The 25,702-nt window shown below is 68.4% G+C and carries 21 protein-coding genes and 1 tRNA gene; 13 read left to right on the forward strand and 9 right to left on the reverse strand.

Going from position 1 to position 25,702, the window contains the following annotated elements; translation table 11 throughout:
* Positions 1 to 1,157 precede the first annotated feature (1,157 nt).
* Positions 1,158 to 2,681 (reverse strand): histidine ammonia-lyase, encoded by a 1,524-nt coding sequence (hutH, locus tag JYJ93_RS19770; protein ID WP_206793535.1) that lies wholly within the window; start codon positions 2,679 to 2,681, stop codon positions 1,158 to 1,160.
* Positions 2,682 to 2,826: 145 nt separating this feature from the next.
* Here hutH and JYJ93_RS19775 point away from each other — a divergent pair, with 145 nt between their 5' ends.
* From JYJ93_RS19775 to JYJ93_RS19790, 4 genes are all read left to right on the forward strand, one after another.
* Entirely contained in the window at positions 2,827 to 4,104 is a 1,278-nt protein-coding gene (locus JYJ93_RS19775) for an aspartate kinase (protein ID WP_206793537.1), read from the forward strand.
* A gap of 62 nt (positions 4,105 to 4,166) precedes the next feature.
* Positions 4,167 to 4,523 (forward strand): helix-hairpin-helix domain-containing protein, encoded by a 357-nt coding sequence (locus tag JYJ93_RS19780; protein WP_206793538.1) that lies wholly within the window; start codon positions 4,167 to 4,169, stop codon positions 4,521 to 4,523.
* 1,098 nt (positions 4,524 to 5,621) lie between these two features.
* Positions 5,622 to 6,743: a tetratricopeptide repeat protein gene (locus tag JYJ93_RS40820; protein ID WP_347402699.1), complete on the forward strand. Its 1,122-nt coding sequence runs from the start codon at positions 5,622 to 5,624 to the stop codon at positions 6,741 to 6,743.
* Positions 6,744 to 6,898: 155 nt separating this feature from the next.
* Positions 6,899 to 8,095 (forward strand): glycosyltransferase family 2 protein, encoded by a 1,197-nt coding sequence (locus tag JYJ93_RS19790; RefSeq protein ID WP_206793541.1) that lies wholly within the window; start codon positions 6,899 to 6,901, stop codon positions 8,093 to 8,095.
* 101 nt (positions 8,096 to 8,196) lie between these two features.
* Here JYJ93_RS19790 and JYJ93_RS19795 read toward each other — a convergent pair whose 3' ends face one another.
* Complete coding sequence (locus JYJ93_RS19795; RefSeq protein WP_206793543.1) at positions 8,197 to 9,057, reverse strand: CHAP domain-containing protein; 861 nt, start codon at positions 9,055 to 9,057, stop codon at positions 8,197 to 8,199.
* A 133-nt stretch (positions 9,058 to 9,190) separates the two neighbouring features.
* On the opposite strand from JYJ93_RS19795, the gene JYJ93_RS19800 reads away from it, so the two are divergent.
* The 7 genes from JYJ93_RS19800 to JYJ93_RS19830 all read left to right on the forward strand — a co-directional run bounded on the left by JYJ93_RS19800 (position 9,191) and on the right by JYJ93_RS19830 (position 16,191).
* A complete protein-coding gene (locus JYJ93_RS19800; RefSeq protein ID WP_206793545.1) occupies positions 9,191 to 10,879 on the forward strand; it encodes a HEAT repeat domain-containing protein in 1,689 nt (562 codons plus the stop codon).
* Positions 10,880 to 10,925: 46 nt separating this feature from the next.
* A complete protein-coding gene (locus JYJ93_RS19805) occupies positions 10,926 to 12,986 on the forward strand; it encodes an ATP-dependent helicase (protein WP_206793547.1) in 2,061 nt (686 codons plus the stop codon).
* A gap of 155 nt (positions 12,987 to 13,141) precedes the next feature.
* Positions 13,142 to 14,764 carry an Hsp70 family protein gene (locus JYJ93_RS19810; protein WP_206793549.1) on the forward strand — a complete coding sequence of 541 codons (1,623 nt, stop codon included), beginning with the start codon at positions 13,142 to 13,144 and terminating at the stop codon, positions 14,762 to 14,764.
* Between the two features lie 9 nt (positions 14,765 to 14,773).
* Positions 14,774 to 15,199, forward strand: coding sequence for a hypothetical protein (locus tag JYJ93_RS19815; protein ID WP_206793551.1), 426 nt, complete (start codon positions 14,774 to 14,776; stop codon positions 15,197 to 15,199).
* A gap of 20 nt (positions 15,200 to 15,219) precedes the next feature.
* Positions 15,220 to 15,504, forward strand: a complete 285-nt coding sequence (locus JYJ93_RS19820; protein WP_206793554.1) for a hypothetical protein — start codon at positions 15,220 to 15,222, stop codon at positions 15,502 to 15,504.
* An 86-nt stretch (positions 15,505 to 15,590) separates the two neighbouring features.
* Positions 15,591 to 15,662: transfer RNA gene (locus tag JYJ93_RS19825), tRNA-Val, on the forward strand.
* Between the two features lie 238 nt (positions 15,663 to 15,900).
* On the forward strand, positions 15,901 to 16,191 hold the full coding sequence (locus tag JYJ93_RS19830; protein ID WP_206793555.1) for a hypothetical protein: 291 nt from the start codon (positions 15,901 to 15,903) through the stop codon (positions 16,189 to 16,191).
* Here JYJ93_RS19830 and JYJ93_RS19835 read toward each other — a convergent pair.
* The 4 genes from JYJ93_RS19835 to JYJ93_RS19850 form a co-directional block, all read right to left on the reverse strand.
* The gene (locus tag JYJ93_RS19835; protein ID WP_206793557.1) at positions 16,166 to 17,311 is read right to left on the reverse strand and encodes a lanthionine synthetase C family protein; all 1,146 of its coding nucleotides are present in this window, start codon (positions 17,309 to 17,311) and stop codon (positions 16,166 to 16,168) included. The genes JYJ93_RS19830 and JYJ93_RS19835 overlap by 26 nt on opposite strands.
* 135 nt (positions 17,312 to 17,446) lie before the next feature.
* A complete protein-coding gene (locus JYJ93_RS19840) occupies positions 17,447 to 18,934 on the reverse strand; it encodes a hypothetical protein (RefSeq protein WP_206793559.1) in 1,488 nt (495 codons plus the stop codon).
* Positions 18,935 to 19,094: 160 nt separating this feature from the next.
* Positions 19,095 to 19,235, reverse strand: coding sequence for a hypothetical protein (locus JYJ93_RS19845; RefSeq protein WP_206793561.1), 141 nt, complete (start codon positions 19,233 to 19,235; stop codon positions 19,095 to 19,097).
* Positions 19,236 to 19,503: 268 nt separating this feature from the next.
* Positions 19,504 to 20,490: a TerC family protein gene (locus JYJ93_RS19850; RefSeq protein WP_206793564.1), complete on the reverse strand. Its 987-nt coding sequence runs from the start codon at positions 20,488 to 20,490 to the stop codon at positions 19,504 to 19,506.
* A gap of 382 nt (positions 20,491 to 20,872) precedes the next feature.
* Between JYJ93_RS19850 and JYJ93_RS19855 the strand changes: the two genes are divergently transcribed.
* Both JYJ93_RS19855 and JYJ93_RS19860 read left to right on the forward strand, forming a co-directional pair.
* On the forward strand, positions 20,873 to 21,925 hold the full coding sequence (locus JYJ93_RS19855; protein ID WP_206793565.1) for a carbohydrate-binding protein: 1,053 nt from the start codon (positions 20,873 to 20,875) through the stop codon (positions 21,923 to 21,925).
* A gap of 249 nt (positions 21,926 to 22,174) precedes the next feature.
* Positions 22,175 to 23,821, forward strand: coding sequence for a Rieske 2Fe-2S domain-containing protein (locus JYJ93_RS19860; RefSeq protein ID WP_206793567.1), 1,647 nt, complete (start codon positions 22,175 to 22,177; stop codon positions 23,819 to 23,821).
* 7 nt (positions 23,822 to 23,828) lie between these two features.
* Here the strand turns inward: JYJ93_RS19860 and uraH are convergent, their stop codons facing one another.
* From uraH to alc, 3 genes are read right to left on the reverse strand one after another with little or no spacing between them, the layout of a single operon-like run.
* Entirely contained in the window at positions 23,829 to 24,173 is a 345-nt protein-coding gene (gene uraH, locus JYJ93_RS19865; protein WP_206793569.1) for a hydroxyisourate hydrolase, read from the reverse strand.
* Positions 24,170 to 24,682 (reverse strand): 2-oxo-4-hydroxy-4-carboxy-5-ureidoimidazoline decarboxylase, encoded by a 513-nt coding sequence (uraD, locus tag JYJ93_RS19870; RefSeq protein ID WP_206793570.1) that lies wholly within the window; start codon positions 24,680 to 24,682, stop codon positions 24,170 to 24,172. Before uraD ends, uraH begins: the two co-directional genes overlap by 4 nt.
* Positions 24,679 to 25,701, reverse strand: coding sequence for an allantoicase (alc, locus tag JYJ93_RS19875; RefSeq protein ID WP_206793572.1), 1,023 nt, complete (start codon positions 25,699 to 25,701; stop codon positions 24,679 to 24,681). The genes uraD and alc overlap by 4 nt, the downstream gene beginning before the upstream one ends.
* Position 25,702 lies beyond the last annotated feature (1 nt).

A 25,702-nucleotide genomic window follows, 5' to 3' on the forward strand; every position in this document is an offset into this window, starting at 1 on the left:
GATGACAACGTGGAGGTAGGGGTCCGCTAGTTTCTATGCGCTCTGATGAGCGTCACTGGACACTCCAGCGGCAAGGTTCTGACCGCACTCTCGGACAAGTCTAACTATGTAGTGCGATTCAGGCGGCCTGGGTTGTCGTGGATGTATTGGGGGGGGGTTGGGATTGCTTGGTCTGTTTTTATTGGCCATTTATTGTTTGCGGGGTGCGGATGGTTGGCCTTGATGGGAAGGTTGTTGTCTTAAGTTGATTTTGATTCTGGTTGTGGGAGTTGTGACTGGCTGGAGGTCGGTGGTCTTGATGTTCGCCGATTTCTAGTTTTGGCCTGGGCCTTTTCAGCTGCCTGTTGTCCTTGATCAAAATTATCGAGCGCGCGAACCACTAGGTATGTCGCGCCCGCAAGCCCAATGGTCTTTTCGATGTCAGACAATAGCGTTGTATCCTTGAAGGCCACCCATGCAGATACTAGCGCTACGCTAATCTCAGTGGCCGCATAGACTCTCCTCCATCTAGATCTAAGCCAATAGAGTGCGCTACCTAGCGCAAGAACGCTAGTTACTCCGATTGTTTTGGCGAGAGCGCCACCCAAAACAACGAACGTGAGAAACTTAGAAACTGCGCCGGAGCGCCAGATAAATCCAACGGCGATCGTTGTGTATATCGTTAGGTACGTGTTTGATATTACGAGTAGTCGAATGTGCCTCCTTCTTGTTTTTTGAATTCGGCGTATTAAGTTGGCATTTCTTAGTGCTAGTTGTTCGATGTCCTCATTGGCGGATCTTGCTCTTGATGCGAGTGGGGTTAGGTTGTTTATCCTTTGTCGGGCTGATGAGAGTTTTAGTTTTTCATCTGGCGTTAGGTTTTGTGGATTCTGCTGTCGTTGTGTCTCTAGGTTTCTGATTGTCTCGAGGGCTTCGTCGTAGTTTTCCAGTAGTTGTTTGTTGGACTCTAGTGCGTCTGTTATTTCTTGGGACTCCAGTTTGGCGGCTGTTGCTTTGAGTTCTTCTTCTATTTGTTTGTATCTGTTGAATCTGCGCCTGATTCGCTTGGGATCTGTGGTGTCGAAAAAAGCGATCTTGAATTTGATTATTAGCTTTTTAAATTTTCTCAAGCGCTTTGGGTGGGGAAGTGTGTTTGGTGGATTGAGTTGTATTTGTTGCTATGTTGCCGACCGCACCGCCTCACGGATCGCCCCGGACTCCACCAGCGCGGTGACCGCAGTGATGTCGTGATGCAGCTCGCGGTCCCGGTCCATGTGCGGAACCTTGCCGCGGATCAGTTCGTACGCCGCGAGCACGCCCTTGCCGGGCTTCACCGGCTGACGGAAGTCCAGCGCCTGCGCCGCGACCAGCAGCTCAATCGCCAGACACGAACGCGCGAACTCCGACACCTGACGGCCCTTCAGCGCCGCCGTCATGCCCATGGACACGTGGTCCTCGCGGCCTGCGGAGGAGGGGATGGAGTCCACTGACGCCGGGTGGCTCAGGATTCGCGACTCGGCCACCAGGGCCGCCGCGGTCACCTGGGCGATCATGAACCCGCTGTTCAACCCACTGTTCTTCGCCAGGAACGCGGGCAGACCCGACAGGCTCGGGTTCACCATCTGCTCCACCCGGCGCTCGCTGATGCTCGACAGCTGCGTCAGGGCCATGGCCACCACGTCCATGGCCAGGGAGATGGGCTGACCGTGGAAGTTGCCTCCGGAGATGATGTTTCCCGTGTCCGGGAACACCAGCGGGTTGTCCGTTCCGCTGTTCACCTCCACCTCCAGGATTCGACGTGCGAACGCCAATCCCTCTCGCGCCGAGCCGTGCACCTGCGGGATGCACCGCAGGCTGTACGGGTCCTGCACCTTGCTGCAGTTGACGTGCGTCTCCACCAGTTCGCTGCCCTTCAGGATCCTCCGCAGGTGCTCCGCCACCGCCTTCTGGCCCTGGTGCGGGCGCACCGCGTGGATCTCCGGCAGGAACGGCTTGTGGCTTCCCAACAGGCCCTCCACCGTCATCGCTCCCGCGATGTCCGCCACGTCCGCCAGCAGCTCCGCGCGCAGCTGCGTCAGCGTTCCCACCGCGCACATCGCCTGCGTGCCGTTGATCAGCGTCAGGCCTTCCTTCGCCTCCAGCACCACCGGCTTCAGGCCCGCCTTCTCCAGCGCCTGCTTCGACGGCATCCGCACGCCTTCGAAGAACGCCTCACCCTCGCCAATCAGCACCAGCGCCAGGTGCGCCAGCGGGGCCAGGTCTCCGGACGCGCCCACGCTTCCCCGCTCGGGGACCACCGGCACCACGTCCTTGTTCAACATGTCGATGGCAAGCCCCAGCGTCTCCATCCGGATGCCGCTGAAGCCCTTCGCCAACACGTTGGCCCTCAGCAGCAGGAGCACGCGCGCTTCCGGCAGGGGCAGGGGATTTCCCACGCCACAGGCGTGCGACAGGATGAGGTTTCGCTGCAGGTCCCGCAGGTCCTTCCGGTCGATCCGCACCTCCGCCAGCGTGCCGAAGCCCGTGTTGATTCCGTAGGACGGCGTGTCCCCGGCGGCGACCCGGTCCACCAGCGCACGCGAGGCCTGCACCCGCTTCGCGGCTTCGGGGGCGAGCTCCACCGTGACTTCGTGGCGGGAGACCTGGAGGATCTCCTCCAGCTTCAGGGTGTCACCATCGATGAGGAGGCGGGGGCGGGACATGTTCTGGCTACTCCGGGAATGCGGCTTGGAATCGTTGGGCCACGAAGGCTAGCGGATTCGTGGCAGGCAGGTTGAGGGCCCTTTACACCCAGGCCTCGGCGCCCATATAGCCTGCGGCCGTCCGTGCAGGGAGGTCGTGAGTCCCGTGGCCCTCATCGTCCAGAAGTACGGCGGTACCTCGGTGGGTGACACCGAGCGCATGAAGAACGTCGCGCGCCGCTGCATCGCCGCCCAGAAGGCCGGCCATGACGTCGTGGTGGTCGTCTCCGCGATGTCCGGTGAGACGAACCGCCTGCTCAAGCTCGTGGCGCAGATCACCGACCGGCCCGACGAGCGCGAACAGGACGTCGTTGTCGCCACCGGTGAGCAGGTGTCCATCGGGCTCGTAGCCATGGCCATCCAGGCGCAGGGCGGGAAGGCCGTGAGCTTCCTCGGCCACCAGGTGCGCATCGTCACCGACAGCACCTTCTCCAAGGCGCGCATCAAGAGCATCGACGCGGAGCCCATCCGCGCCGCGCTGAGGCAGGGGAAGATCGTCGTCGTCGCCGGCTTCCAGGGCGTGGACGAGACGGGCAGCGTCACCACGCTCGGCCGCGGTGGCTCCGATACGACGGGCGTCGCGCTGGCCGCCGCGCTCAAGGCCGATGCGTGTGAAATCTATACGGACGTCGACGGCGTCTACACCACCGACCCCAACGTGTGCCCGGCCGCGAAGAAGCTGGACCGCATCACCTACGAGGAGATGCTGGAGCTGGCCAGCCTGGGCGCCAAGGTGTTGCAGATCCGCTCGGTCGAATTCGCCATGAAGTACAAGGTGCCCCTGTGGGTGAAGTCTTCCTTCACCGAGGATCCGGGCACGCTCGTCTGCGAGGAGGACGCATCCATGGAGGACGTGCTGGTTCGAGGGGTCGCCTACGACCGGAACGAGGCGAAGATCACCGTGGTGGGCGTGCCGGATCAGCCGGGCGCCGCGGCGAAGCTCTTCGGGGCGCTCGACGCAAAGCACATCGTGGTGGACCTCATCGTGCAGAACCTGTCCCGCGACGGGCGCACCGACGTCACCTTCACCGTCGCCAAGTCGGACTTCGCCAAGGCCCACGAGGTCGTGAAGCAGGCCGCGCAGGACGTGGGCGCCACCGGCGTCGAGGTGGATGACGCCATCGCCAAGGTGTCCATCGTCGGCGTGGGCATGCGCAACCACTCGGGCGTGGCGGCGCGGATGTTCCAGACGCTCTCCCAGGAGGGCATCAACATCCAGCTCATCTCCACGTCGGAGATCAAGACCTCCTGCGTGATCCACACGAAGTACACGGAGCTGGCGGTGCGCGCGCTGCACACGGCCTTCGGGCTGGACGCGCCGCCCCCCGTGACGGCCAACCCCACCGTGTCGGAAGTGGACGCGCTCAAGGGGCAGAAGGCCTGAAGCGGTTCGGGCGCACGTCCGCGCTCGCGGCGCTGTCCCTGGGGCTGCTCGCCCTGGGCTTCATGGCCCGGGCGCGGTGGCCGGATTCGCGGCCCTCGCTCGACTGCCCGCCGGAGGCCGTGCGGCTGGACGCGGCGGGGCTGGCCACGTGTGGTCCGGGGACGGTGCCCCAGGGGGCCCAGGCGCTCGCGCTGGGGCTCAAGCTGGACCTCAACGCGGCCTCCGAGTCCGAGCTGGCCCTGCTGCCCGGTGTAGGCCGTGACCTCGCCCGGAAGCTGGTGTCCGCCCGCGAGGCGCAGGGCCGGTTCTCCAGTTGGGCGGATGTGGACGCGGTGCCCGGGGTGGGTGCTGCCAAGTTGGAGACCCTCCGGGCAGCCACCGTGTTGGACGCGGCGGCGGCCAATGGAGGCGTGTGGTAAGCACGGCCGGTGCAGATCGCCTGCCCGCAATGCTCGATGCAGTACGTGCTGGATGCCCGACTCCTGCCGCCTGGCGGCGCTTCGGTGCAGTGCACGCGGTGTGGCCACGTGTTCAAGGCTTCGCCCACCGGTGTCATGGCTCCCGCGCCGAAGATTCCTCCGGCGGGTGGCGGAGACCGGACGGGTGCGCAGTCGTCCACCCAGATCTTCGGCGGTGAGGGCGCTTCCAACCTGAAGTCCACGAACCTGTTCGCGGGTTCGACCACGGCCTCCGGGTCGTTCGTTCCGCAGCCGACACCGGCCACGGGTTCGCTGACTTCGTCCGGCGTGATTGCTCCGCCTCCGTCCATCGCTCCGGTCGCGGCGCCACCTCCCGCGGCGTCCAGCACACTGTCTCCGGCGGCGATGGGCACGACGCGGGCCTTCGGGGCCGTGGGGACCGCGGAGACAGCGCCACCCGCGGCGACGGCGGGGCAGGGGGCGGCTCCTGGGGCGACGACGCGCGCGTTCGGCGCTGTCTCTGCTTCGTCCTCGGGTTCGTTCCGCCTCGCGGAGCCGGGTTCTTCAGCGCGTGGTCCGGAGGGGGTGGGCGCGACGCGTGCGTTCGGCGCGGTGCCGGGCCCCGCGCCTTCGGGTTCCACTGATGCGGGTATTGGTTCTACCCGTGCTTTCGGTGCGGTGCCGGGCCCCTCGGGGGCTCCGGCGGCCGAGGCCATCGGATCCACCCGTGCGTTCGGTGCGGTATCGGAAGCCGCGCCCTCCGGTGTAGCCGACGTGAGCATGGGCTCGACCCGTGCGTTCGGCGCGGTGTCAGGGCCCTCGGGTGCACCGGTGGCCGAGGGGATTGGATCCACCCGAGCGTTCGGTGCCGTGCCGGGTCCCTCGGGGTCACCGGCGGCCGACGCGATTGGATCTACTCGGGCGTTTGGTGCGGTGTCGGATCCCGCGGCTTCCGGTTCGGTCGAGGCGGGTGGTTCGGCGCATGCGTCCGCTCCCCGTTCCTTCGAGGACATCTCGCCTTCGGGTGACCCCGCGGATCCGCCGTGGTCGGCGTCTGGCGGCTCACGCTCCAAGCTCGTTCCGGACGGCCACTCCGACGTGCCCTGGGCGACCTCCGCGCCGACCGCGACCGTCTCCCTTCCCGGCGATGACGCTCCGTTCGCTCCCACCGAGCCCTCCAGGCCCGCGGCTTCGCCCTCCGGCGCGTCGGTGCTCGGGGGCGGTCTGGACCGGCCGCTGCCCTCCCGGAAGCCCTCCGGCGAGCTGCCTCCGGAGCTGCTCGGGGCGTCCTCACGCGGTGCCTCCCTCGTCATCGAGGACGGCACCCGGCGGTCCTCCTCGATGAGCTGGGTGCTCCTCGGGCTCATGGTGCTCGCGGGCATCCTCCTGGCCGGGTACCTGGCGTATCCCGTCTTCCGCGACCGCAACGCGGCCATGCCCGTGGAGGCCGTGGCGAAGAAGGAAGAGGCCGTGCAGGCCCTTCGCTCCGATGACGCTCCCTCGCGCGAACAGGCCATCCAGAACCTCAAGGCCCTGGCCACCGCCCACCCCAAGTACGCCGAGGTCCAGGCCGAGCTGGCCGTGGCCTACACCCTCCAACTGGGCGACCTGCACGCCGAGTTCGACCGGCTGACCCTCCAGTCCAACGCGCTCAAGCGGAACATCGACGAGGTCACCACCGCGAAGGCGTCGCCAGGATGGATGGCCCAGTCCAACGCGCTCCATGACGACCTGCGCGAAGCGGAGCGCGCCATGCAGCCCCTGCGCACCGAGATCGCCGAGCGGCGCAAGGGGCTCGACGCGCTGATGGAGACCCTCCGGGCCGCTCCGGACGTGGAGCCCGCCGCCACCGTCGCCGCGCGCCTCAAGGCCCAGGCCCTTTACGCCGCGGTGACGGGCGCCCCCAACGCCCTGGCCCTCGCGGAACGCCTCCGCCAGGCGGAGCTCAAGCCGGTCTGGAGCGTCCTCGCCCGCGCCGAATACGCCCTCGGCTCCGGCTCGCCCGCCACCATCCAGGCTGTCTCCGAGGAGCTGGGCGCGCTGCGAGCGCAGGACCGGTACCTCTTCCGCGCCTTCGTCCTGGGCGCGCGGCTGGCCCTCCGCCAGGGCGACCCGGACACGGCCCGTGGGCTGCTGGACGAAGTGGTGGCGCTCAATCCCAAGCACGACCTGGCCAGGCGCATGCTCGCTCAGATCGCCGCCTCCGCGCCCTCGCCCTGAAACGTTGACCGGATCACCTCCGTCTCACCCTGGAGAAACTCCAGTCCGTCCCGGGGGCTCGCTGGCTCCCTCGCCCTGAAGTGCCTCTGGACGCCCAGGCATGCACCTTGCTTTGTCCCTGGGCGTCGAGGACTCGGGGTTCGGAGGGTGGGTCGATGGCGGAGGTCTTCTTCTGGTGCGCGGCGCTTGCGCTCGTACACACGTATTTTCTCTATCCCTTGAGCCTGTTCGCCCTGGAGGGCGCGGCCCAGGTCTTCCAGAACCTGCGGAAGATGCGCTCGGGCGAGGCCGCCAGGACGGGCGTCAAGGCCGGCGCGTTGCCCTCGGTGAGTCTGGTGGTGGCCGCCTACAACGAGGCGGACTGCATCGAGTCGAAGCTGAAGAACAGCCTGGCGCTGGACTACCCGGCGGACCGCTTCGAGGTCGTCATCGGCTCGGACGGCTCCACGGACGGCACGGACGGGCTCGTGCAGAAGTGCACGGATCCGCGCGTGCGCCTGTCGCCCGCGGCTCGCGCCGGCAAGACGACGGTGCTCAACCGCTGCATCCCGTCCGCGCACGGCGACATCGTCCTGCTGTCGGACGCGAACACGATGATCGACGCGGACGCGGTGCGGAAGATCGTCCGCCACTTCGAGGATCCGGAGGTCGGCGCCGTCTGCGGCAAGCTGCGCCTCTACAACCCCACGAAGCAGGACTACGAGGAGAGCGCGTACTGGAGCTACGAGTCCCTCATCAAGATGTACGAGGGCCGGCGCGGCGCGGTGGTGGGGGCCAACGGCGGCCTCTACGCCATCCGGCGCTCGCTCTTCACGCAGCTGCCGCCGTCCACCATCGTGGATGACTTCGTGATTCCGCTGCGCATCCTGGAGAGCGGCTACAAGGTCGTCTACGAGGAGGGCGCCGTCGCCCACGAGGAGACGACGGAGGACTACGGCAAGGAGTTCGGCCGGCGCGCGCGCATCGCGGCGGGCAACTTCCAGAGCCTGCGCCTCGTGCCCGGGCTGCTCCTGCCCACCGCGGGCTTCGCCGCCTTCGCCTTCTGGTCGCACAAGCTGTTGCGCTGGTGCGCTCCGGCGCTGATGGCACTGGCGCTCGTGGCCAACCTGTTCCTGCTCGACAGCGTGTTCTACCGTTTCACGCTGGGCGCGCAGCTGGGCTTCTACGCCCTGGCGTACCTGGGCCGCTCCGGTGTCTTCAAGAGCGGCGCCGCGAAGAAGGCCACGTCCATCGCGTACTACTTCGTGACCATGAACGCGGCCATCGCCGTGGGCTTCTGGCGCTTCCTGCGCAACTCGCAGCGCGCCGCGTGGGACCGCACCGCCCGCGTGCCGACGTCCACGTCGACCTGACCTTCAACGGATTTGGCAGTCCAGGCCCGCCGGTTCCCCGCGGCGCTCCGGCTGGTTCCGGAAGCGCACGGATGGAATCGGCGGGCTTTCCTTTTCCGGCTTCAGCGCGCCGCCACGGCCATGGGCTTCGCCGGGCCGGAGGGCAGCACGCTGCCGAACGCGGCGAAGAGCTGGCCGGTGAGCACGTGCGGCTGACCGGGGGCGGGGCTGCGCAGCATGTCGTTGAGGATCTCGCCCGTCTTCGGATCGCGGGCCATGTGGGGCCGCGCCAGGTTCATCCGGTAGCGCGCCACGCCGCGCTTCACGCGGTGGATGACGGTGACCGTGCCGTCCGAGTCCACGCCGTCCACAAGGCCCACGTGGGTGAGGCCGTCGTTGCGCCGGCCGTCGCGGTTCTGATCGTACGTCTCGCGGAAGAACACCAGGTCGCCCGGCACGGGACGCCCGCTCGTGTACACGCGGCCGTTCGCCTGGGCGTAGCGGTACATCGCGGTGACGCCGTTGTCCCCGGGCTTGAGCGTGCCCCGGAACTTCACGCCCGCCTGGGCGTAGGTGGCCTCGATGAGCGCGGTGCAGTCCGCCGGGTAGCGCTTGCCGTTCACCTGCACGGTGGACTGGCCCACCAGGGCGCGCGCCGTGTCCAGCACGCGCTCGCGGGGATTGGCCGGGGGGGCAGGGCGCGCGGCCGTCTGCTTCGCGGGCGTGACGCGCGGCTTCGGCCTGGCCTTGGCGGGGGCCTTCGCCACCGCCGGGGACTTGCTCGGGGCAGGGGCCTTCGCGGGGCGCTTGGCGGGCGCGCTCTCACGGACGGCCACCTCCTCGGACAGCGCGGCGCGCGGGAAGGCCGGCGGGGATGCGGAGCGGTAGCGCACGGCATCCGACGCCACCCAGGCCCCCGTGGGGGAGCCCGTCGCACAGCCCGTCGTCATCGCCAGCATCGCCATCCATGCGCCCAGCTTCATGGCCACCTCGTCCTGTAGCGTCCTGGGACGGAGGCTCCCTCCGCTGGGGCGTGTAGGCAAGAAAACCACCCAGGCAACCGGGCGGAGCGGCTCGGGTTTTCGACAGGGGGCGGGTGGGGTATTGCTGGTGGGGATGCCCACCTTCCGCCGCGCCCTCGCCCTCGTGCTCCTGGCCACCGGTTGCTCGCACATGTCCTTCGACAAGGCCAGCGAGCTGGACACCGTGCAGGCCTACCAGGACTTCCTGCGCGAAAACCCGGATGATCCCGAGGCCACCACGGCCCAGGGGCGCATCGAGGGGCTGGAGTTCGACGAGGCGAAGCGGCTGCACTCGGTCATCGCCTACAAGCGCTTCCTGGAGAGGTACCCGGACGCGCCGCAGCAGCCTCGGGTGAAGTCGCTGCTGGAGGGCCTGCGCTTCAACGCGGCGAAGGAGGCGGACACGGAGGCCGGGTGGCGGCAGTTCCTCGCCGAGCACCCCGACGGCGCCCACCGCGACGAGGCGCGCACGAAGCTGCAGGCGGCCCAGGAGCGCGACGTCCAGACGACCACCGACCTCAAGCGCGTGTCCCAGCTCCTCCAGGGCGAGGCCGCCGGTGCGCGCCGCGAGGAGCTGGAGCGCAAGCTGGACGACGAGTCCTTCGCCCAGGCAAAGGACGCCGGGAAGCTCTTCGCCTACCTGCGCGACTTCCCCGCGGGCGCGCACCGCGAGGAGGTCCGCGTCAAGCTGCTGGAGCTGGAGGTGGAGGGGTTGCTCGTCTCCGGGCTGGTGGACGAGGCCGAGGCGAAGGTGAAGGTCCACCCGTTGGGGCCGAAGCTGACGGGCTTCCCCGCGCGCCTGGCCCGCGCCCGCGAGGAGCAGGGCGTCCTCTCCCGCACCGAGCCCGCCGTCCGCGCGATGCTGGCGGGCCACTACCTGCGCGACCTGGAGGACCTGAAGCGCGCGCTCGTGGCACCGGATCCGCTGGACCGCTGGCAGGCGGCGGAGGAGATGGGGCAGCACGTCTCCGTGCGCGCGGTGGATCCGCTGCTGGAGGCGCTGCGCACGGCGCGCAACCCGCTGATCCGCCAGAACGCGCTGTCGTCGCTGCGCTCGGTGCTCTCCGCGCTGCCCGCCCCCGTGGCCGGCTATGAGGTCGCCGTGCGGCTGGAGTCCCTGCGTGAGCGCGCCAGCAGCCCGGAGCTCTACATCACCGTGGCGGCGCTCCTGGACCTGAGCGGCCAGCTGGAGCAGGCCGCCAGCCAGTACCAGCGCGTCTATGAATCCGGCGGCACGGATCCGGTGGTGCTCTGGCGCTGGGTGCAGCTGCGCGAGCAGCGCCGCCAGGCGTTCTCCGCGGCGGTGGCGGCCCGGCAGCTCGCGGTGTGGGCCCAGACGACCGCGCGCGAGGAGCTCGTGTCCGCGGAGGGTGGGGTGCCCCTGGCGTCGGCCCGTCAGCTCTGCGCGGCGGTGGTGGACGCGCGCTTCGCGGCCCAGGCCCTCGCCCGGGTCCGCAACCAGAAGACGGAGTTCCCCGAGGACATGGCCACCTTCGAGCGCACGGCCCAGGACGCCGTGCGGCTCGCCGAGGCGAAGCTCGCGGACGCGGAGCTGCTCCTGCGCCAGCAGCACCCCGGCGTGCGCACCTGCGCGGATCAACAGGTCGCCGAGCGCCTGTCCCAGGGCGTGAAGGAGCGCACCCAGGCGCTCCAGCAGGCCTCGAATTCGAAGCTGCCCAGGCCCGTGGGCACGCTGCTCCTGGAGCTGGCCCGCGAGCGGGATCCCTCCCCGGAGGTCCGCGCCGTGGCGGCCTCCCGGTTGGCTGGATCCACCCCTCCCTGAGACGGACTGGCGGACCCACCGGCGGCGGTTAGAGTCCCAGCCCCCCATGGCCGCCCCCCTGCCGCTGATCCACGCCGTCCCCGCCGGAGCGCCCTCGCGCCGTCTGGACCTGGAGGGCGCGCTCAACGACGAGCAGCGCGCGGCCGTGGAAGCAGGGGAGGGGCCCGTGCTCGTCATCGCCGGGGCGGGCTCCGGCAAGACGCGCACGCTCACGTACCGCGTGGCGCGCATGTTGGAGCGGGGCGTCCCGCCGTCGTCACTGCTGCTGCTCACGTTCACCAACAAGGCCGCGCGCGAGATGATCCGCCGCGTGGAGGAGCTGGCCGGCGGCTTCGCGGACGTGGGCAGCCTGCTCGGCGGCACCTTCCACCACGCGGCGCACGTGCTCCTGCGCCAGCACGCGGGCGCGCTGGGCTTCTCCACCGGCTTCACGGTGCTGGACCGCGAGGACGCGCGCGACCTGATGGCCACGTGCCTGGCGGAGCGGAAGCTCAGAAGCGACAAGCGCTTCCCGCGTCCGGACGCGCTGCTGGACCTGGTCTCCCTGGCCACCAACCTCCAGCAGCCCGTGTCGCAGGTGCTGGTGGACCGGCGCAGGGAGATGCTCCCCGTGGCCCCGGAGGTGTTCGCCACCGCGCGGCGCTTCCAGCAGCGCAAGGCGCAGTTGCACCTGATGGACTACGACGACCTGCTCGCGCACCTGAAGCGGCTCCTGGAGGACCACCCGTCCATCCGCGCGGAGCTCACCGGGCGCTTCCAGGGCGTGCTCGTGGACGAGTACCAGGACACGAACCGCCTCCAGGGCGACCTCGTGGACCTGCTCGTGGGCGAGCGCAGGAACCTCACCGTCGTGGGCGACGACTGCCAGTCCATCTACAGCTTCCGGGGCGCGGAGTTCACCAACATCATCGACTTCCCCCAGCGCTACCCCGGCTGCGGCATCTATCCGCTCACGCGCAACTACCGCTCCACGCCCCAGGTGCTGCGGCTGGCCAACGCCGTCATCGCGCGCAACACCCGCCAGTTCCCCAAGGCGCTCGTATCCGACGGCGCCCCCGGCCCCGTGCCCCAGGTGGTGCCCACCCGCGACGTGAAGGCCCAGGCCGCCTTCGTCGCCGAGCGCATCCTGGAGCTGCGCGCCCGGGGACAGCGCCTGGAGTCCATGGCGGTGCTCTATCGCGCCCACCTGCACTCGCTGGAACTCCAGTTGGAGCTGGCGCGCCACGGGATTGCGTTCCGCGTGCGCTCCGGAGTGCGCTTCTTCGAGCAGGCCCACGTCAAGGACGCGCTCGCCCACCTGCGATGGGCGCACCACCGGCGCGACGAGCTGGCCTTCAAGCGGCTCGCGCGGCGGCTCTCCGGCGTGGGCACCGCCAGCACGGAGCACCTGTGGACCGCCCTGTCCGCGCTGCCCCCGGAGCTGTCCCTCGCGGACGCGCTGGCCCACCCGGACGTCCAGGCCCACGTGCCGAAGAAGGCGCAGGCCGGCTTCCAGCGCTTCCAGGCCCTGATGACCACGCTGTCCTCGGGAGGCCCCCGGAGCCCGGGCGCGCTGCTCGCGGACGTGCTGGCGGCTCGCGAGCCCCAGGCCACGCCGGACGGGACGGACGCCCGCGCGGAGGACCTGCGCCAGCTCCAGGAGTTCGCCGGCCGCTTCGAGGACGTGCCCCGCTTCCTGTCCGCCATCGCCCTGGTGGCCGAGTTCTCCGCCCGGGCCGCCCTGGAGGGCGACGGCGAGTCCCCGGACGACGTCCTCACCCTGACCACGGTGCACCAGGCCAAGGGGCTGGAGTGGCCCACCGTCTTCGTGCTGGGGCTCACCGACGGGAGGTTCCCCCTGTCGCTCGCCACGCGCGCCCCGGAGAACGAGGAGGAGGAGCGCCGCCTCTTCTATGTCGCCGTCACCCGGGCCCGGGAGGCGCTGTGGCTCGTGTACCCCCACACCTCGCTGCCCCGGGAGGACGGACGGCTCCTGCTCACCCCGTCGCGCTTCCTGGCCGAGCTGCCCGTGGGGCCTGACGCGGTGTGTGAGACGCACCCGCCCCCGGAGCCCGACGGGCCGATCCGCCTGCGCGACCTGGGGCCGGATCCCGACCGGGAGCTGTAGGCCGGGGCCCGGAATCAGCTCTCCTGGTGGGCAGGCTGGCCAGAACTACAGTCAGGGAGGAAGCGTCCGCCTAGAAACGCGCACGCGACGCCTCGACGTGCTAGAGAGTGAGGACGGGCGCGGCCTCTCCCCCTGAGCCGCGCACGTTGACCTTCATGGCGGACAGACCTCGCATCGTCGGGATTGACCTGGGCACCACCAACACCCTGGTGGCGTCCGTGCGCAACCGCATCCCGAAGATCGTCCCCACGGATCGCGGCAACCTCATCCTGCCCTCCGTGGTCGCGCTGTCCGCCAAGAACGACCTGCTGGTCGGCGGCGTCGCCAAGGATCAGATGGTGACCAACCCCAAGAATACGCTCTGGGGCACCAAGCGCCTGATCGGCCGCAAGTACCATTCGAAGGCGGTGGAGGACCTCAAGGGGTACTTCCCCTACGACATCGTCGAGGACGCCAACGGGGACGCCGCCGTCACCCTGGGCGGCAAGCTCTACACGCTGCCGCAGATCTCCAGCTTCGTGCTGTCGCAGCTGAAGACCATCGCCGAGCAGTTCCTGGGCGGCCCCATCGACGCGGCCGTCATCTCCGTCCCCGCCTACTACAACGACAATCAGCGCAACGCGGTGAAGGAGGCCGGGCGGCTGGCCGGCTTCGACGTGAAGCGCATCGTCAACGAGCCCACCGCCGCGGCGCTGGCGTACGGCTTCAACCGGGGCCTGGATCAGAAGGTCCTCGTCTATGACCTGGGCGGCGGCACCTTCGACGTCAGCGTGCTGCACCTGGCGGGCAACGTCTTCGAGGTGCTGGCCACGGGCGGCGACTCGTTCCTGGGCGGCGCGGACTTCGACAACCGCATCATGGAGTACGTGCTGGAGCGCTTCCGCGACGAGACCAAGGTCGACCTGACCGAGAGCCCCATCGCCCTCCAGCGCATCAAGAACGCCGCCGAGGCCGCGAAGATCGACCTGACGCTCATCCCGAACGTCGTCATCGACCTGCCCTACATCGAGGAGCGCAAGGGCAAGCCGCTGGACCTGCGCATCCCGCTGACCCGCGACTACCTCAACAACCTCACCGGCGACCTGGTGGACCGCACCTTCGACATCTGCGACCGGGTGCTCGCGGAGAAGGGCATCAGCCGCTCGGAGATCGACGAGATCATCCTGGTGGGCGGCCAGAGCCGCATGCCGCTGGTGCAGCAGAAGATCCAGGCCCACTTCGGCAAGGCCCCGCGCAAGGGCGTCCACCCGGACGAGTGCGTGGCCCTGGGCGCCGCGCTGCTGGGCGACTCGCTGGGCAGCATCGACGCGGTGACGCTCTTGGACGCGCTGTCCATGCCCATTGGCTACGCGATGCCCAACGGCCGCGTGAAGCGCATCATCGAGAAGAACTCGCTGATCCCCATGGTGAAGAGCTTCCGCCTGCCGCCGCCGCTGCAGCCGGGCTCGCAGTTCATCGAGTTGGACATCTACCAGGGCGACAGCGACCTGATGGTGGACAACGAGTACCTGGGCACCGTTCGCGTGCCGGCCGCCGCCGCGGGCCGGAAGATCGACTTCCGCCTCACCGAGGAGTGTCTCCTCCAGGTGCAGGTGGAGGACGCGAACGGCATGTCGCGCAAGGTGGATCTGGCCACCCGCGACACGCCCGAGCAGTTGAAGAAGGCCCTGCAGGAAGTCGCCTCGCGCAACACGCAGGCTGCTCCGTCGAGCAGCAGCGGGCCGAGCGACGACCGTGGCCTCTTCTCCAGCATCAAGAGCATCTTCCGTAGGGGGTAGGGAGGCGCGATGCCGAAGTTTCCGTCGAAGGAATGGCTGGACGAAGCCGTCCGGCTCACCAATGCAGACCCGGAGTGCGCCATCGCCGGCAAGGGCTGGAAGGGCGACTTCGGGGCCATCATCGACGCGGAGAAGGGCAAGCTGGACAAGCCCTTCGTCATCCACGTGGAGCCCGGGGACTGCGACATCAAGCGGGCCCGCGTGCTGTCGGATCCGGACGACCTGGACGAGCTGGAGCCGGTGTACTTGGCCCGCGCGCCGTACTCTGTCTGGAAGCAGCTCTTGCTGGGCACGCTGGATCCGGTGGAGGCGGTGCTCAAGCGCCGCATCTCCATGCGCGGGGACCTGCAGCCGCTCATCGAACGCATGCGCTACAAGGGCATCGCCGACCGCGTCTTCGCCGCGCTGAAGACCGAGTTCCCCGACGGCCCCTGAGGGGCAGGAGGACCGCGACCATGGGCATCCGGGACGACTTGAAGAAGCAGGCGCTGGGGTTGTCCAGCATGGCCATGGAGAAGCTCATGGCCGACGAGAAGCGCGCCATGGCCGTGGCCCAGGCCATTGGCCGGGTCCAGCGCGGGAAGCAGGCCCTGGACCGCGGACAGGAAGAGGTCATGAAGGCCCTGCACTTCGCGCCGAAGGGGGACTTCAAGGCCGTGGGGAAGCAGCTCTCGGGCCTCAAGCGCCGCCTGCGCGAACTGGACGCGAAGCTCGAAGCGCTCGCGGAGGAGTCCTCGTAGAAAAGGCGTTGACACCCACGGCGGCGAATGGCATTTACCGCCGCGTTCGTTGCGCAGCGGTCGCGCGGCGGGCGGCACAGACAGCAGGGCGCGTAGCTCAGCGGTAGAGCACTGCCTTCACACGGCAGGGGTCGCAGGTTCGAAACCTGCCGCGCCCACTCAAAGCAAGGCCGTGAGTCCCCAGGGGCTCACGGCCTTTCGCTTTTCCAGCTCCCAACAGCCCGTTGTTCGCGGGGCGGAGGCGCCCGTTGGCTGCCACACGCGGCCGGGCCGCAGTGTCGGGTTCCGGCGCAATCGGCGGGGGCGGGGCGTGGCCGGCGATCCACGGACTGTGCGACCTTCACGGCCGTGCCCAGGACATTGCGATTCACGTGGGATCAGCAGGGACGGGCGGTCGTGAGTGGCCTGCCGCCCGACGACGTGCTGGCGGACTACCTCGCCCAGGAGCTGCGGCCGGATGCGAACCGGGCGCAGGGGATGCTGAACGTGCTGGCGTCACTGCGGCAGGGACGGCGCGAGCGCTGGGACGTCACCGGGGAGACCTGGAGCCTGGAGCTCAACCGGGCCCGGGCCTCCATCCACAGCGAGGTGGCCATCCCCGGACGCTCCCAGGACCTGCCCCTGGAGGAGTTCGAGGAGGTCATCCGCTCCTGGCTGGAGTTCATGGAGCTGTCGCGGGCCCACTGAAGCGCCGGTGGGCTCGAGCCAGGTCCGGGGCCTGGCGGGGCGGAGGCGCGTCAAACGCGAGGTCGTGGAACCTCCGGGGCTGGAGCGTCTCCAGCCGATGGAGGAACGACCCGATGCCCGCGCCGCCCACGCCGTAGTCGTGGCTGATTCGCACGAGGTAGCGCCCCGGGAACGCGAGCCCCTCGGGACGCTCGATGCGGTACAGCAGCGTCTGGCGTGCCTTCTGCCGCGCCAGCTCCAGGTAGCGGCGCTCACCGGTCACCTGGAACATGTCCAGGAGCGATTCGCCCATGGACGCGAGCCCCTCGAAGAGGTGCGGGGCCGCGGAGAAGAAGGCCTCGCATCCCCGCGCCGCCCTGTGGGCCAGGTGCAGGTAGCGCTCCTCCTTCAAGACCTGGAAGAAGCGGATGAGCGCCGAAGCCACGCCCGCGCCTCCCCGCAGCCAGTAGGGGCGATGCCCCAGGGCCCCCTCCGTGACACCCCAGAGCAGGGTGTCGCCCCGCTCCTGTCCCTGGGCGATGTCGAAGTCCATGGCCCCCCTGGCGCCCTCCAGGTAGCGGGCTTCGCCCGTGGCACGCCAGAGGTTGAGCAGGAAGAAGGCCATGCCGCTGGCTCCGAGCGCGAACCCGAGCCGGGCCGCGGGCTCGTTGTTGGTGCGCCACCAGAGCCCCGCGTCCGCGCGCTCGGCGGTCTTCAGCAGGTGCTCACCCGCCCGGCAGGCCAGCGTCAGGAACTTCTCGTCCCGGGTCCGCAGGTGGAAGGCCAGCGAGGTCAGTCCCCAGCCCGCAACTCCCTCGAAGATGTCCGGCGCCCGGAATGCCAGAGAGGATCTGGGCACCAGGTCGAAGACCTCCAGCCCTCGGTCCAGGAGCCCCATCTCGGCGAAGCTCCAGGCCACGCCCGCGAGCCCGGAGTAGAGCCCCGGCGGGTACGCGGCCAGGTCGATGGGCTGGGCCAGGAGCCACTCGCGCACCGGCTGGGGGAGCTCGCCCAGCGCGTCGTGCAGAAACAGGGCGGACCCACAGGCGCCGTACGCCACGTTGAGCGGGTTGGTCTGGAACACCATGGCGTCAGCGGGAAAGAGCCGGTCCGCGCGGTGGGTGTCCATCGAGGACAGCATGTGCCGCGCGAGGCCCTGGATCGCGTCGCGGAATGATTCGGTTTCCGGCGGTGCCGCAAGGAGAGCTGTGTTCATGGTCGGCATGGCGCGGCCTTCAGCGAGAGCTGGCATTCAAGGGGGCGGGGAAGGGAGGCGCTAGCGCGTCTGGGGATTCCAGGCTTCCGCCACCTGGCGGGCCGCCTGGGGACGGCCTTCCAGCAGTTCCCGGATGAGGGTCCGGATCTGCTCCGGCAGCCCTGCCTCGATGAAGTGGTCGAGGATGCGAAAAGCCGGCTGACCCTTGTCGAGCTCGAGCAGGTTCTGGATGGGGCAGACGAGGTTGTAGAGCAGCATCCCGCAGGCATAGAAGTCGTCGAAGGGCTCCAGCTTGCGCGACGTGCGGCGCTCCGGCTTCCTGAAGCCGGGGTTGAACCACTGGCCTTCGAAGGGCGAATCCCCTCCGCGGACCAGGGCCCCTTCGAAGTCAATCAGGCCAATCTCTTTCGTTTCCCGGTTCGCCAGGACATTGCCTGGCGAGATGTCCCCCACCAGCACCCCGCGCGCGTGGATGGACTCCACCGCGTCGAGCAGGCGCAACGCCAGCTCCCGCCACTCCGTGCAGAACCGGGTGATCCGCTCGGGATCATCCATGTTCGTCATGACAATGAAGTCGTCGCTCGCCCGCAGCGAGGCCAGGGACACGCCCTCGAAGAACGTCGTGACCAGGAAGGTGTGCTCCCACTCCTGGAAGAGCTCGACGACCTGCGGGACACAGGGCAGGCCCCCAAGGCGTTGCAGGATGTCGTGCTCCTGCCGGAGCGCGACGATGGCGTCGACCGTGCGGTCCCCGCCCATCCAGGCCTCGGTATAGGGGCGCGCTTCCTTGAGGACGACGGTCTGGCCGGTGGTGCGGTCGAGCGCCTTGTACACCCCACCGGTGTTAGTGAAGGTAAACGCTCCCTGAACATCATAGCGGCCATTCAGGAGTTCGCTGTCACTCCCCGGCCCCGCTTCCTCTTCGGGGAAGGGATCCTGGACCCACGAGGGGAGGTTGAAATAGGGAAGCCTGTCATCCGCCACCCACGTGTTGTCTGGCTTGCGGATCATCAGGGTCTTCATGCCATCGGTGCGCTGTTCGTACATCCGCTGGAAGCCACCGTACCGGTAGAAGACCAGCTTGCTGTCCCGGTAGCGTTTGTCGGACAGGACGTAGGGGCCCTTGAGGTCCTTCGTGGCCTGGTGGATCGCTTCGATGAGCGTGCGGAACGTGGGCTCGTCAGGCGGGTAGATGGTCACGAACTTGCCCGAGCCGCCCCGCGAGTAGCGCTTCGAGTTCAGGAAGCGGAGCAGGAAGGGGTCCGCGACGATCTTGAACGTCACTCCCGCGCGCACGCACTCCGGCACGACCCGCCGCAGGACGGTTTCCGCATCCGCCACCGAAGAAGAGACGTGGATCTTGAAGCCTTGCGGCGTCAGGACCGCGCGCTCAAAGCTTGCCTTGAGGAAGACGTCGAATGAGGAGATCGACCAGTCCGGGGGCAGGAGCGACTTGAGCAGTCCTGGGTATGTCTGGGAGACCGGGAAGCGGCTCAGGGTCTCGAAGTAGTCCGGGTGGGTCAGGGTGTAGAACGAAAACTCTTCCAAGAAGTCCCCCACATCGCTGGCACCGCGTGACGAAGTCCCAAAGCAACTTCGGCCACCAGCTCCTGCGCGGACAGGCGGGAACTGGTGGCCACCACCCAAGGCATCCGCTTGCGAAGCGGATGGAAGTGAGTGCCTTCCGAACCTGGGTGATCAGAGACGGCTAGGCGCCACAGCCAACGCTGCAGCCGCTGTCGCCAGCGCCAACGTCGCCAATGATGATACACGCCACGCTGCTGCCGCTGGCGTTGACCGCGGTGGTCTCCTCAACGGGCAGCTTCTGAAGCTCGAGAACCTTCTTCATGGCTATCTCCTTGGGTACGGGGGTGAATGGCTGCTTTCTCGTGAAGCGAGACAACTGTATAGACAAGCTAGATTTGGTCAAGCCTCCAGGGCAGGAAAGCCTTTAAAAGCCGATAGACGCGGTGTGGCAAGGCCTATGGCATTGGAATCGCTGACGTTCTTGAGAGGGAAAAAAAGAGGCCCGAGCCCCCATGCACTTCGGAGGCCCGGGCCCGGAGCCCCACACCCCATGGGACCCACAGCCGGAAAATTTTAGTGACGCGAGAGCGTCAGCTCTTCGCGGGCGCCGGGGCGTCCGGCGCGTTCTCTCTGCCGGGCGCGTGCGGCGGCGTGTTCTTCGCCTTCACCAGCGAGGCCACGATGCTGGCGCCCAGCACCAGCGCGATGACGCCCAGGGAGATGGCCGGGGACAGGTGCACCACGTCCACCAGCGCCATCTTCGCGCCCACGAAGACGAGCACGCCGGACAGGCCGACCTTCAGGTAGGTGAACTTCTCCATCGCGCCGGCCATCAGGAAGAAGAGCGAGCGCAGGCCGAGGATGGCGAAGATGTTCGACGTGAAGACGATGAACGGGTCGCGCGTCACCGCGAAGATGGCGGGGATGGAGTCCAGCGCGAAGAGCACGTCGGACGCCTCCACCAGCATCAGCGCCATGAGCAGCGGCGTCGCCAGCTTGCGGCCGTTCTCCACCGTGAGGAAGTGCTGCCCGTCGAAGTGCGGCGTGGAGGGGATGACCCGGCGGGCGGTGCGCATCAGCCAGCCGTCCTCCGGGTGCTCCTCGTGGTTGCGCTGGATGAAGAGCTTCACGCCCGTGATGATCAGGAAGGCGCCGAAGACGTAGATGAGCCAGTGGAAGCGCTCCAGCATCGCCACGCCCGCGAAGATCATCGCCGCGCGCAGCACCAGCGCGCTCAGGATGCCCCAGAAGAGGACCCGGTGCTGGTAGAGGGCCGGGACCTTCATCGTGGAGAAGATGACGACGAAGACGAAGATGTTGTCGACGGAGAGCGACTTCTCGATGAGGTAGCCGGTGAGGAACTCCATGCCCGGCCCGGCGCCGTAGCGCCACCACAGGAAGCCGTTGAACGCCAACGACAGGCTCACCCACACCGCGCTCCAGCCAGCGGCCTCCTTGAAGCTGACGGTGTGCGCCTTGCGGTGGAACACACCCAGGTCCAGCGCGAGCATCGCGATGACAAATGCGATGAAGCCGCCCCACATGACGGGGCTGCCGATGGTTTGGAATGATTCCAAGGAGTTCACCTGGGGAAGGCACGGGGAGCCAACCCCTCTCAAATAGGAGCGCCGCGTATCTTCGGCAAATAGAGAATACAGGCGCGATACTTCGGGAAAACGGAAGGATCGCCCAGGGACAGGCGTCCCGCCGGGTAGGGGGGACGGACGGCCGGGGGCTCTTGAGGCCCTTGTCGCCAGGGGAAGTGTTCACCCTCGCCACGGTTTTCAATGACCCCGGCTGGAGAACGCTTTCACCGGGCCATTGAGACCAGCCGAGCGCCCGAACCTCCCGTGGGCATGAGAGCCCGGAGGCGCGGAGCGTGGGTGACAGGCCGCCGGCGAAGGCGTCGCGGCCGCTGCCCGTCTCGAGGGCCCCCGTGCACGGAACCCCCCCTGCCCGATGCGGAACCGATTTGTCTTCACGTCCAGCGCGCTGCTGGTGGCACTCCATGCCTTCGGTTGTGGCGCGAGCCCCGAAGGCGACACGACGACCCCGACCGGCGAGGTGAGCACCCCCGCGCCCAGCCCCGCTCCTGGCATCCCCGCCACGCCCACGCCGGCCCCCGAGCCGGAGGGCACGCCCGAGCCCGTCCCCTCGGAGACGGAGGCCCCGCAGGACCCCACGGCGCCCACGCCCACCGCTCCGCCGGAGGACACGCCGGCCCCCGTGCCCTCGGGCGTGGATGGCTTCGGCGTGACGATGCTGTACCCCTCGCTGCCGGGCGGTGAGTCCTGGTCGCTCGCGGAGAACGCCACCGCGGACAAGCGCTTCGATCCGCAGGGCACCATCACGCGCAACGCGGACGGCTCCTGGAAGATGAAGAGCACGAAGGTGCGCATGAGCGCCTTCCCGTCCTCCGGCTACGACGCGAAGCAGATCCCCACGTATGACCGCGACGTGCTGGCGAGCCGCGGCTACATGCAGGCGGCCAACGACTGGAAGAACATCGAGATGACCGGCTTCATGAAGGTCAACGCGGTGAACAACAACCAGGACAACTTCGCCTGGTACGCGCGCGGCGGGAAGCACAACGACAACCACTCCGGCTGCGAGGGCAGCAGCTACAAGGGCGGCCTGCACTACGACGGCCGCGTGCGCTGGGAGAAGGAGACGTGGCACGTCTCGTACGACCAGGCGCCGTACAAGCCGGCCACCTCCGCGCTGAAGGGCCGCTGGGTGGGCTTCAAGGCCGTCATGCACAACGTGCCGGGGGCCAAGGGCGGCGAGGCCGTGAAGCTGGAGCTGTACCTCAACGACAACGCCGACAAGGTCACCTGGACCAAGGTCTACGACATGACCGACGACGGCGGCTGGGGCGGGGATGCCCAGCACTGCGGCGGCTCCGTGGGCGCCATGCCCATCACCTGGGGCGGCCCCATCGCCACGTTCCGCTGGGACAACGCCTCGGACGTGGACTTCAAGTGGCTGAGCGTCCGGGAAATCCAGCCCTAGTCAGGCCGCACGCCGCACGTCATGAAGTCAGCAGGGGAGGGGGGCCTTCAGTGGCCTCCCTCCTTTTTTGTGTTCGCGGCCTGACGTGGCCTTCGTGGGCTTTCCGACAGGAGGGGCGCGCCGGGGTGCCGCTGGAAAGAGACGCCCTAGCTTCGCAGCCTAGTCGACGCCGGGGCCATGGGCTGCCCGCGCACATCCACTTGAGGGCGCGGTCGTCCCGGCCGGCCCTCCACACGAGGGACGACGTTCATGCGGATCACCTTCCTGGGTCATGCGGGCTTCGCGGTGGAGACCGCCGGAGCGCTCGTCGTCATGGATCCGTGGCTGACGCCCCAGGGAGCCTTCGACTCCGCGTGGATGCAGCTGCCGCGCAACCACCAGCTGGCGCCGCGCGTGAAGGAGCTGCTGGAGACGCCGGGCAAGGAGCGCTTCCTCTACATCAGCCACGAGCACAAGGATCACTTCGACCCGGAGTTCCTGGCCACCATCGCGAAGCGGGACTTCACGGTGCTGGTGCCCAAGTTCCGCCGCTCGGAGCTGCGGGACATCTTCGAGAAGTACGGCTGCAAGCGCGTCATCGCGTGCGAGGACTCGCGCGAGATCCCCATCAAGGGCGGCTACATCAAGCTCTTCGTGTCCGAGCAGGGCACCAACCGCGACTCCAGCGTGATGGTGCGCGGTGACGGGCAGTGCTTCCTCAACATCAACGACTGCAAGATGCACGACCGCCTGGTGCGCGTCATCGCGGAGGAGGGGCCCATCGACGTCTTCTCCGCCCAGTTCTCCGGCGCCATCTGGCACCCCACCTGCTACGAGTACCCAGAGGCGCAGTACTCGGCCATCAGCCTGAAGAAGCGCGACAGCAAGTTCGAGGCGGTGGCGCGCGCGCTGGAGGTGGTGCAGCCCCGCGCGTACATCGCGGCGGCGGGCCCGGCTGCCTTCCTGGACCCCGAGCTCTTCCACCTGAACTTCCAGGACGTGAACATCTTCCCGCGCGCGCCGGTGCTCTTCTCCTACCTGGAGAAGCGCATGCCCACGCTGCCCACGCGCTACCTGGAGCCCATGCCCGGGGACGTGCTGGACGCGGGCTCGCTGGAGTTCGTGTCCCAGGTGCCGGAGCGCGTGACGACGGAGAACTTCAAGGACTACCTCCACAGGTACGCGAAGGACATGGCCTACGTCTTCCGCGAGCGCCGCCGCAACCTGATGCGCGAGGAGGTGGATGAGATCCACGGCCGCCTGCGCACGGAGCTGCAGCGCAAGCTGGACCTGTTGGACCTGCACGACCGCGTGGGCATGCCGTTCTACGTGGAGCTGACGGAGGCACCCACGCGGCTGCTGCGCGTGGACTTCAAGGCCCGCCGCGTGGATGAAGTGCCGGAGATGCGCGACAAGAGCCGCTACGCGATGAAGGTGAGCGCGAGCGACATCGTGCGCGTGCTGGATCGCAAGCTGAACTGGGAGGACTTCCTCCTGTCCTTCCGCCTGCGCCTGTCCCGCAACCCGGACGTCTACGAGCCCGTGCTGCACGGCTTCCTGGGCGTGGAGGTGGAGGACATCCGCGAGTTCTGCGACGGCATCCGCGCCACGGAGGCGCAGAAGGAGCGCACCGTGGTGGAGGCCGGCGGCAAGCGCTTCACCATCCAGCGCTTCTGCCCGCACCAGGGCGCGGACCTGGCCGAGGGCTGGGTGGAGGAGGGCCGCTACGTGGTGTGCCCGCGCCACCGCTGGCAGTTCGACCTGCAGAACGGCGGCGCGTGCAAGACGAACAACTCCACCCTCTGCGCGGAGCCCGTCGCGGACAGGCCGGAGCGGGTGGAGCGCGGCGGCGACAAGGCCCCGGCGGAGAAGGTCCCCGCCGTGGACAAGGCGCCCGTCGAACCGCCGCGCGTCTGATGCGTCTTCAGCTTCCCCGATAGGTGGAGAAGCCGAAGGGGCTCAGGAGCAGCGGGACGTGGTAGTGCTCATCGGTCGCGGTGACCTCGAACACGACCTGCACGTACGGGTAGAAGCCCCGCTGCCCCCGGGCCTGGAACCAGGCCCCGGTGTCGAAGGTGAGCCGGTACACGCCGGGCTCGAGCTTCGTGTTCCCGCCTGACAGGTCCTTCACCCGTCCATCCACATTGGTGACGCCCCGGGCGATCTCCAGGAAGAGGTCGCCCGTCGTGCGGGCCTCCAGCGTGAGGGAGAGCCCCTCCGCGGGACGGCCCGTGCTCGTGTCCAGGACATGCGTGCTGAGGGTGCTCATGACGCGAGGAGCTTCTCCAGTCGGATGCGGGTGATCTTCGCCTGCTCCCCGGCGGCAATCTTCAGCTCCTCGTCCGGGGTGTGGTGCATGCGGTCCTGGAGCAGCTCCAGCATCTGCGCCGCGCTCTTGCCCGTGGCGCAGACGAGGAAGATGAAGCCGTAGCGGGACTCGTAGTCGCGGTTGCCCTGGGCCAGCGCCTGCAACACGCCTTCGTCCGCGCCGGACACGCCCTTCTGCTCCTGTGACGACCACTGCGCGGTGGAGGCGAACTTCTCCCGCAGCTTCGACACGTCGCCGATGCGCGGGTGGTGCGTGAAGGCCTCCTTCCAGTCCTCCGGCCCCGTGCGCGCCCAGGCGTCCGCGGCCTCCGCGTACAGGTGCTCCGCGTCGCGGAACGGACGGACGGCCAGCATCCGCTGGACCCACTTCGTGCTGCCGCAGCACCGGGTGAAGGCCTCGGTGGCCTCCTCCGTCGTGGCGGTGTTCAGGCGCTCCAGCGGCGTCGTCACGCCGGCTCTCCGAAGAGGCGCAGCCGGCTGACGCCGCCGTCCGGGAAGATGTTGAGGCGCACGTGGGTGATGGGGCCCACGTCCTTCAACTCCTTCTCGAAGACGTGGCAGTGGTCCGCCTGGAGCTTGGACTGGGGCAGGAGCTCCTTCCACTGGAGATGCGTCGCGTTGGCGAAGTCCAGCAGCGGCTCCTCCAGGTGGATGCCCTCCAGCGAGCAGCGGTCCGGGAAGTTGCCCTTGAAGAAGTGGGTGTCCACCTCCGCGCGGCGCAGCGTGCCCGCCGTGGCCAGCTTCACGACGATCCAGTCGAAGCCCGGCACGCGCTTGCGGCGCGTCTCCCAGCCCTCGCCCATGTTCGCCGCGCGGCCCGGGAAGATGAGGTTGTCCTTCGTGCCGAAGAACTGATCGTTGCACGTGACGACGGAGCCGCCGTTGGCCGCCGCCGCCAGGTCCACCAGCCCGGCCTTCTTCAACGCATGCCAGTCCGGCAGCACCTGCCCGTGCACGCGCAGGCGCGCGACGCCGCCGTCCGGGTAGATGTTGAGGCGCACGTGGGTGAAGCGCCGCTCGTTCGCCACCGCGAAGAGGTTGCGCGAACCGCCGCGCAGGCGCTGCTTGGGGACCAGCTCCGTCCAGCGCGACACGTCCTCCGCCAGCGACTCGGGCGACGGATCTCCGTCCACCTCGCACGCCTCCAGGGAGGCGTACTCGGGGAAGTTGCCGAGGAAGTGGTTGGTGTCCACGTCGATGCCGTGGATGGCGCCGGGCAGGCCCAGCTTCACGATGCACCAGTCGTAGCCGGGCACGCGCTTGCGGCGCGTCTCCCAGCCGTCCATCCACTTGCCGCGCTCCGTGTACTTGTCCGCGATGAAGACGCCGCGCCCGGGCTCCAGCAGGGCCTCCTTGGGCGCGAAGAACTCGTCGTTGGCCAGCAGGGCCTTGCCGCCCACCTTGCGTGCGGCCAGGTCAATCAGGTCAGCGAAGGCGACGTGCATCGCCCCGGGTGCTTCGGCTTGCATC

Origin of the sequence: Corallococcus sp. NCSPR001 (assembly GCF_017309135.1) — a bacterium.
Classification (GTDB): Bacteria; Myxococcota; Myxococcia; order Myxococcales; family Myxococcaceae; genus Corallococcus.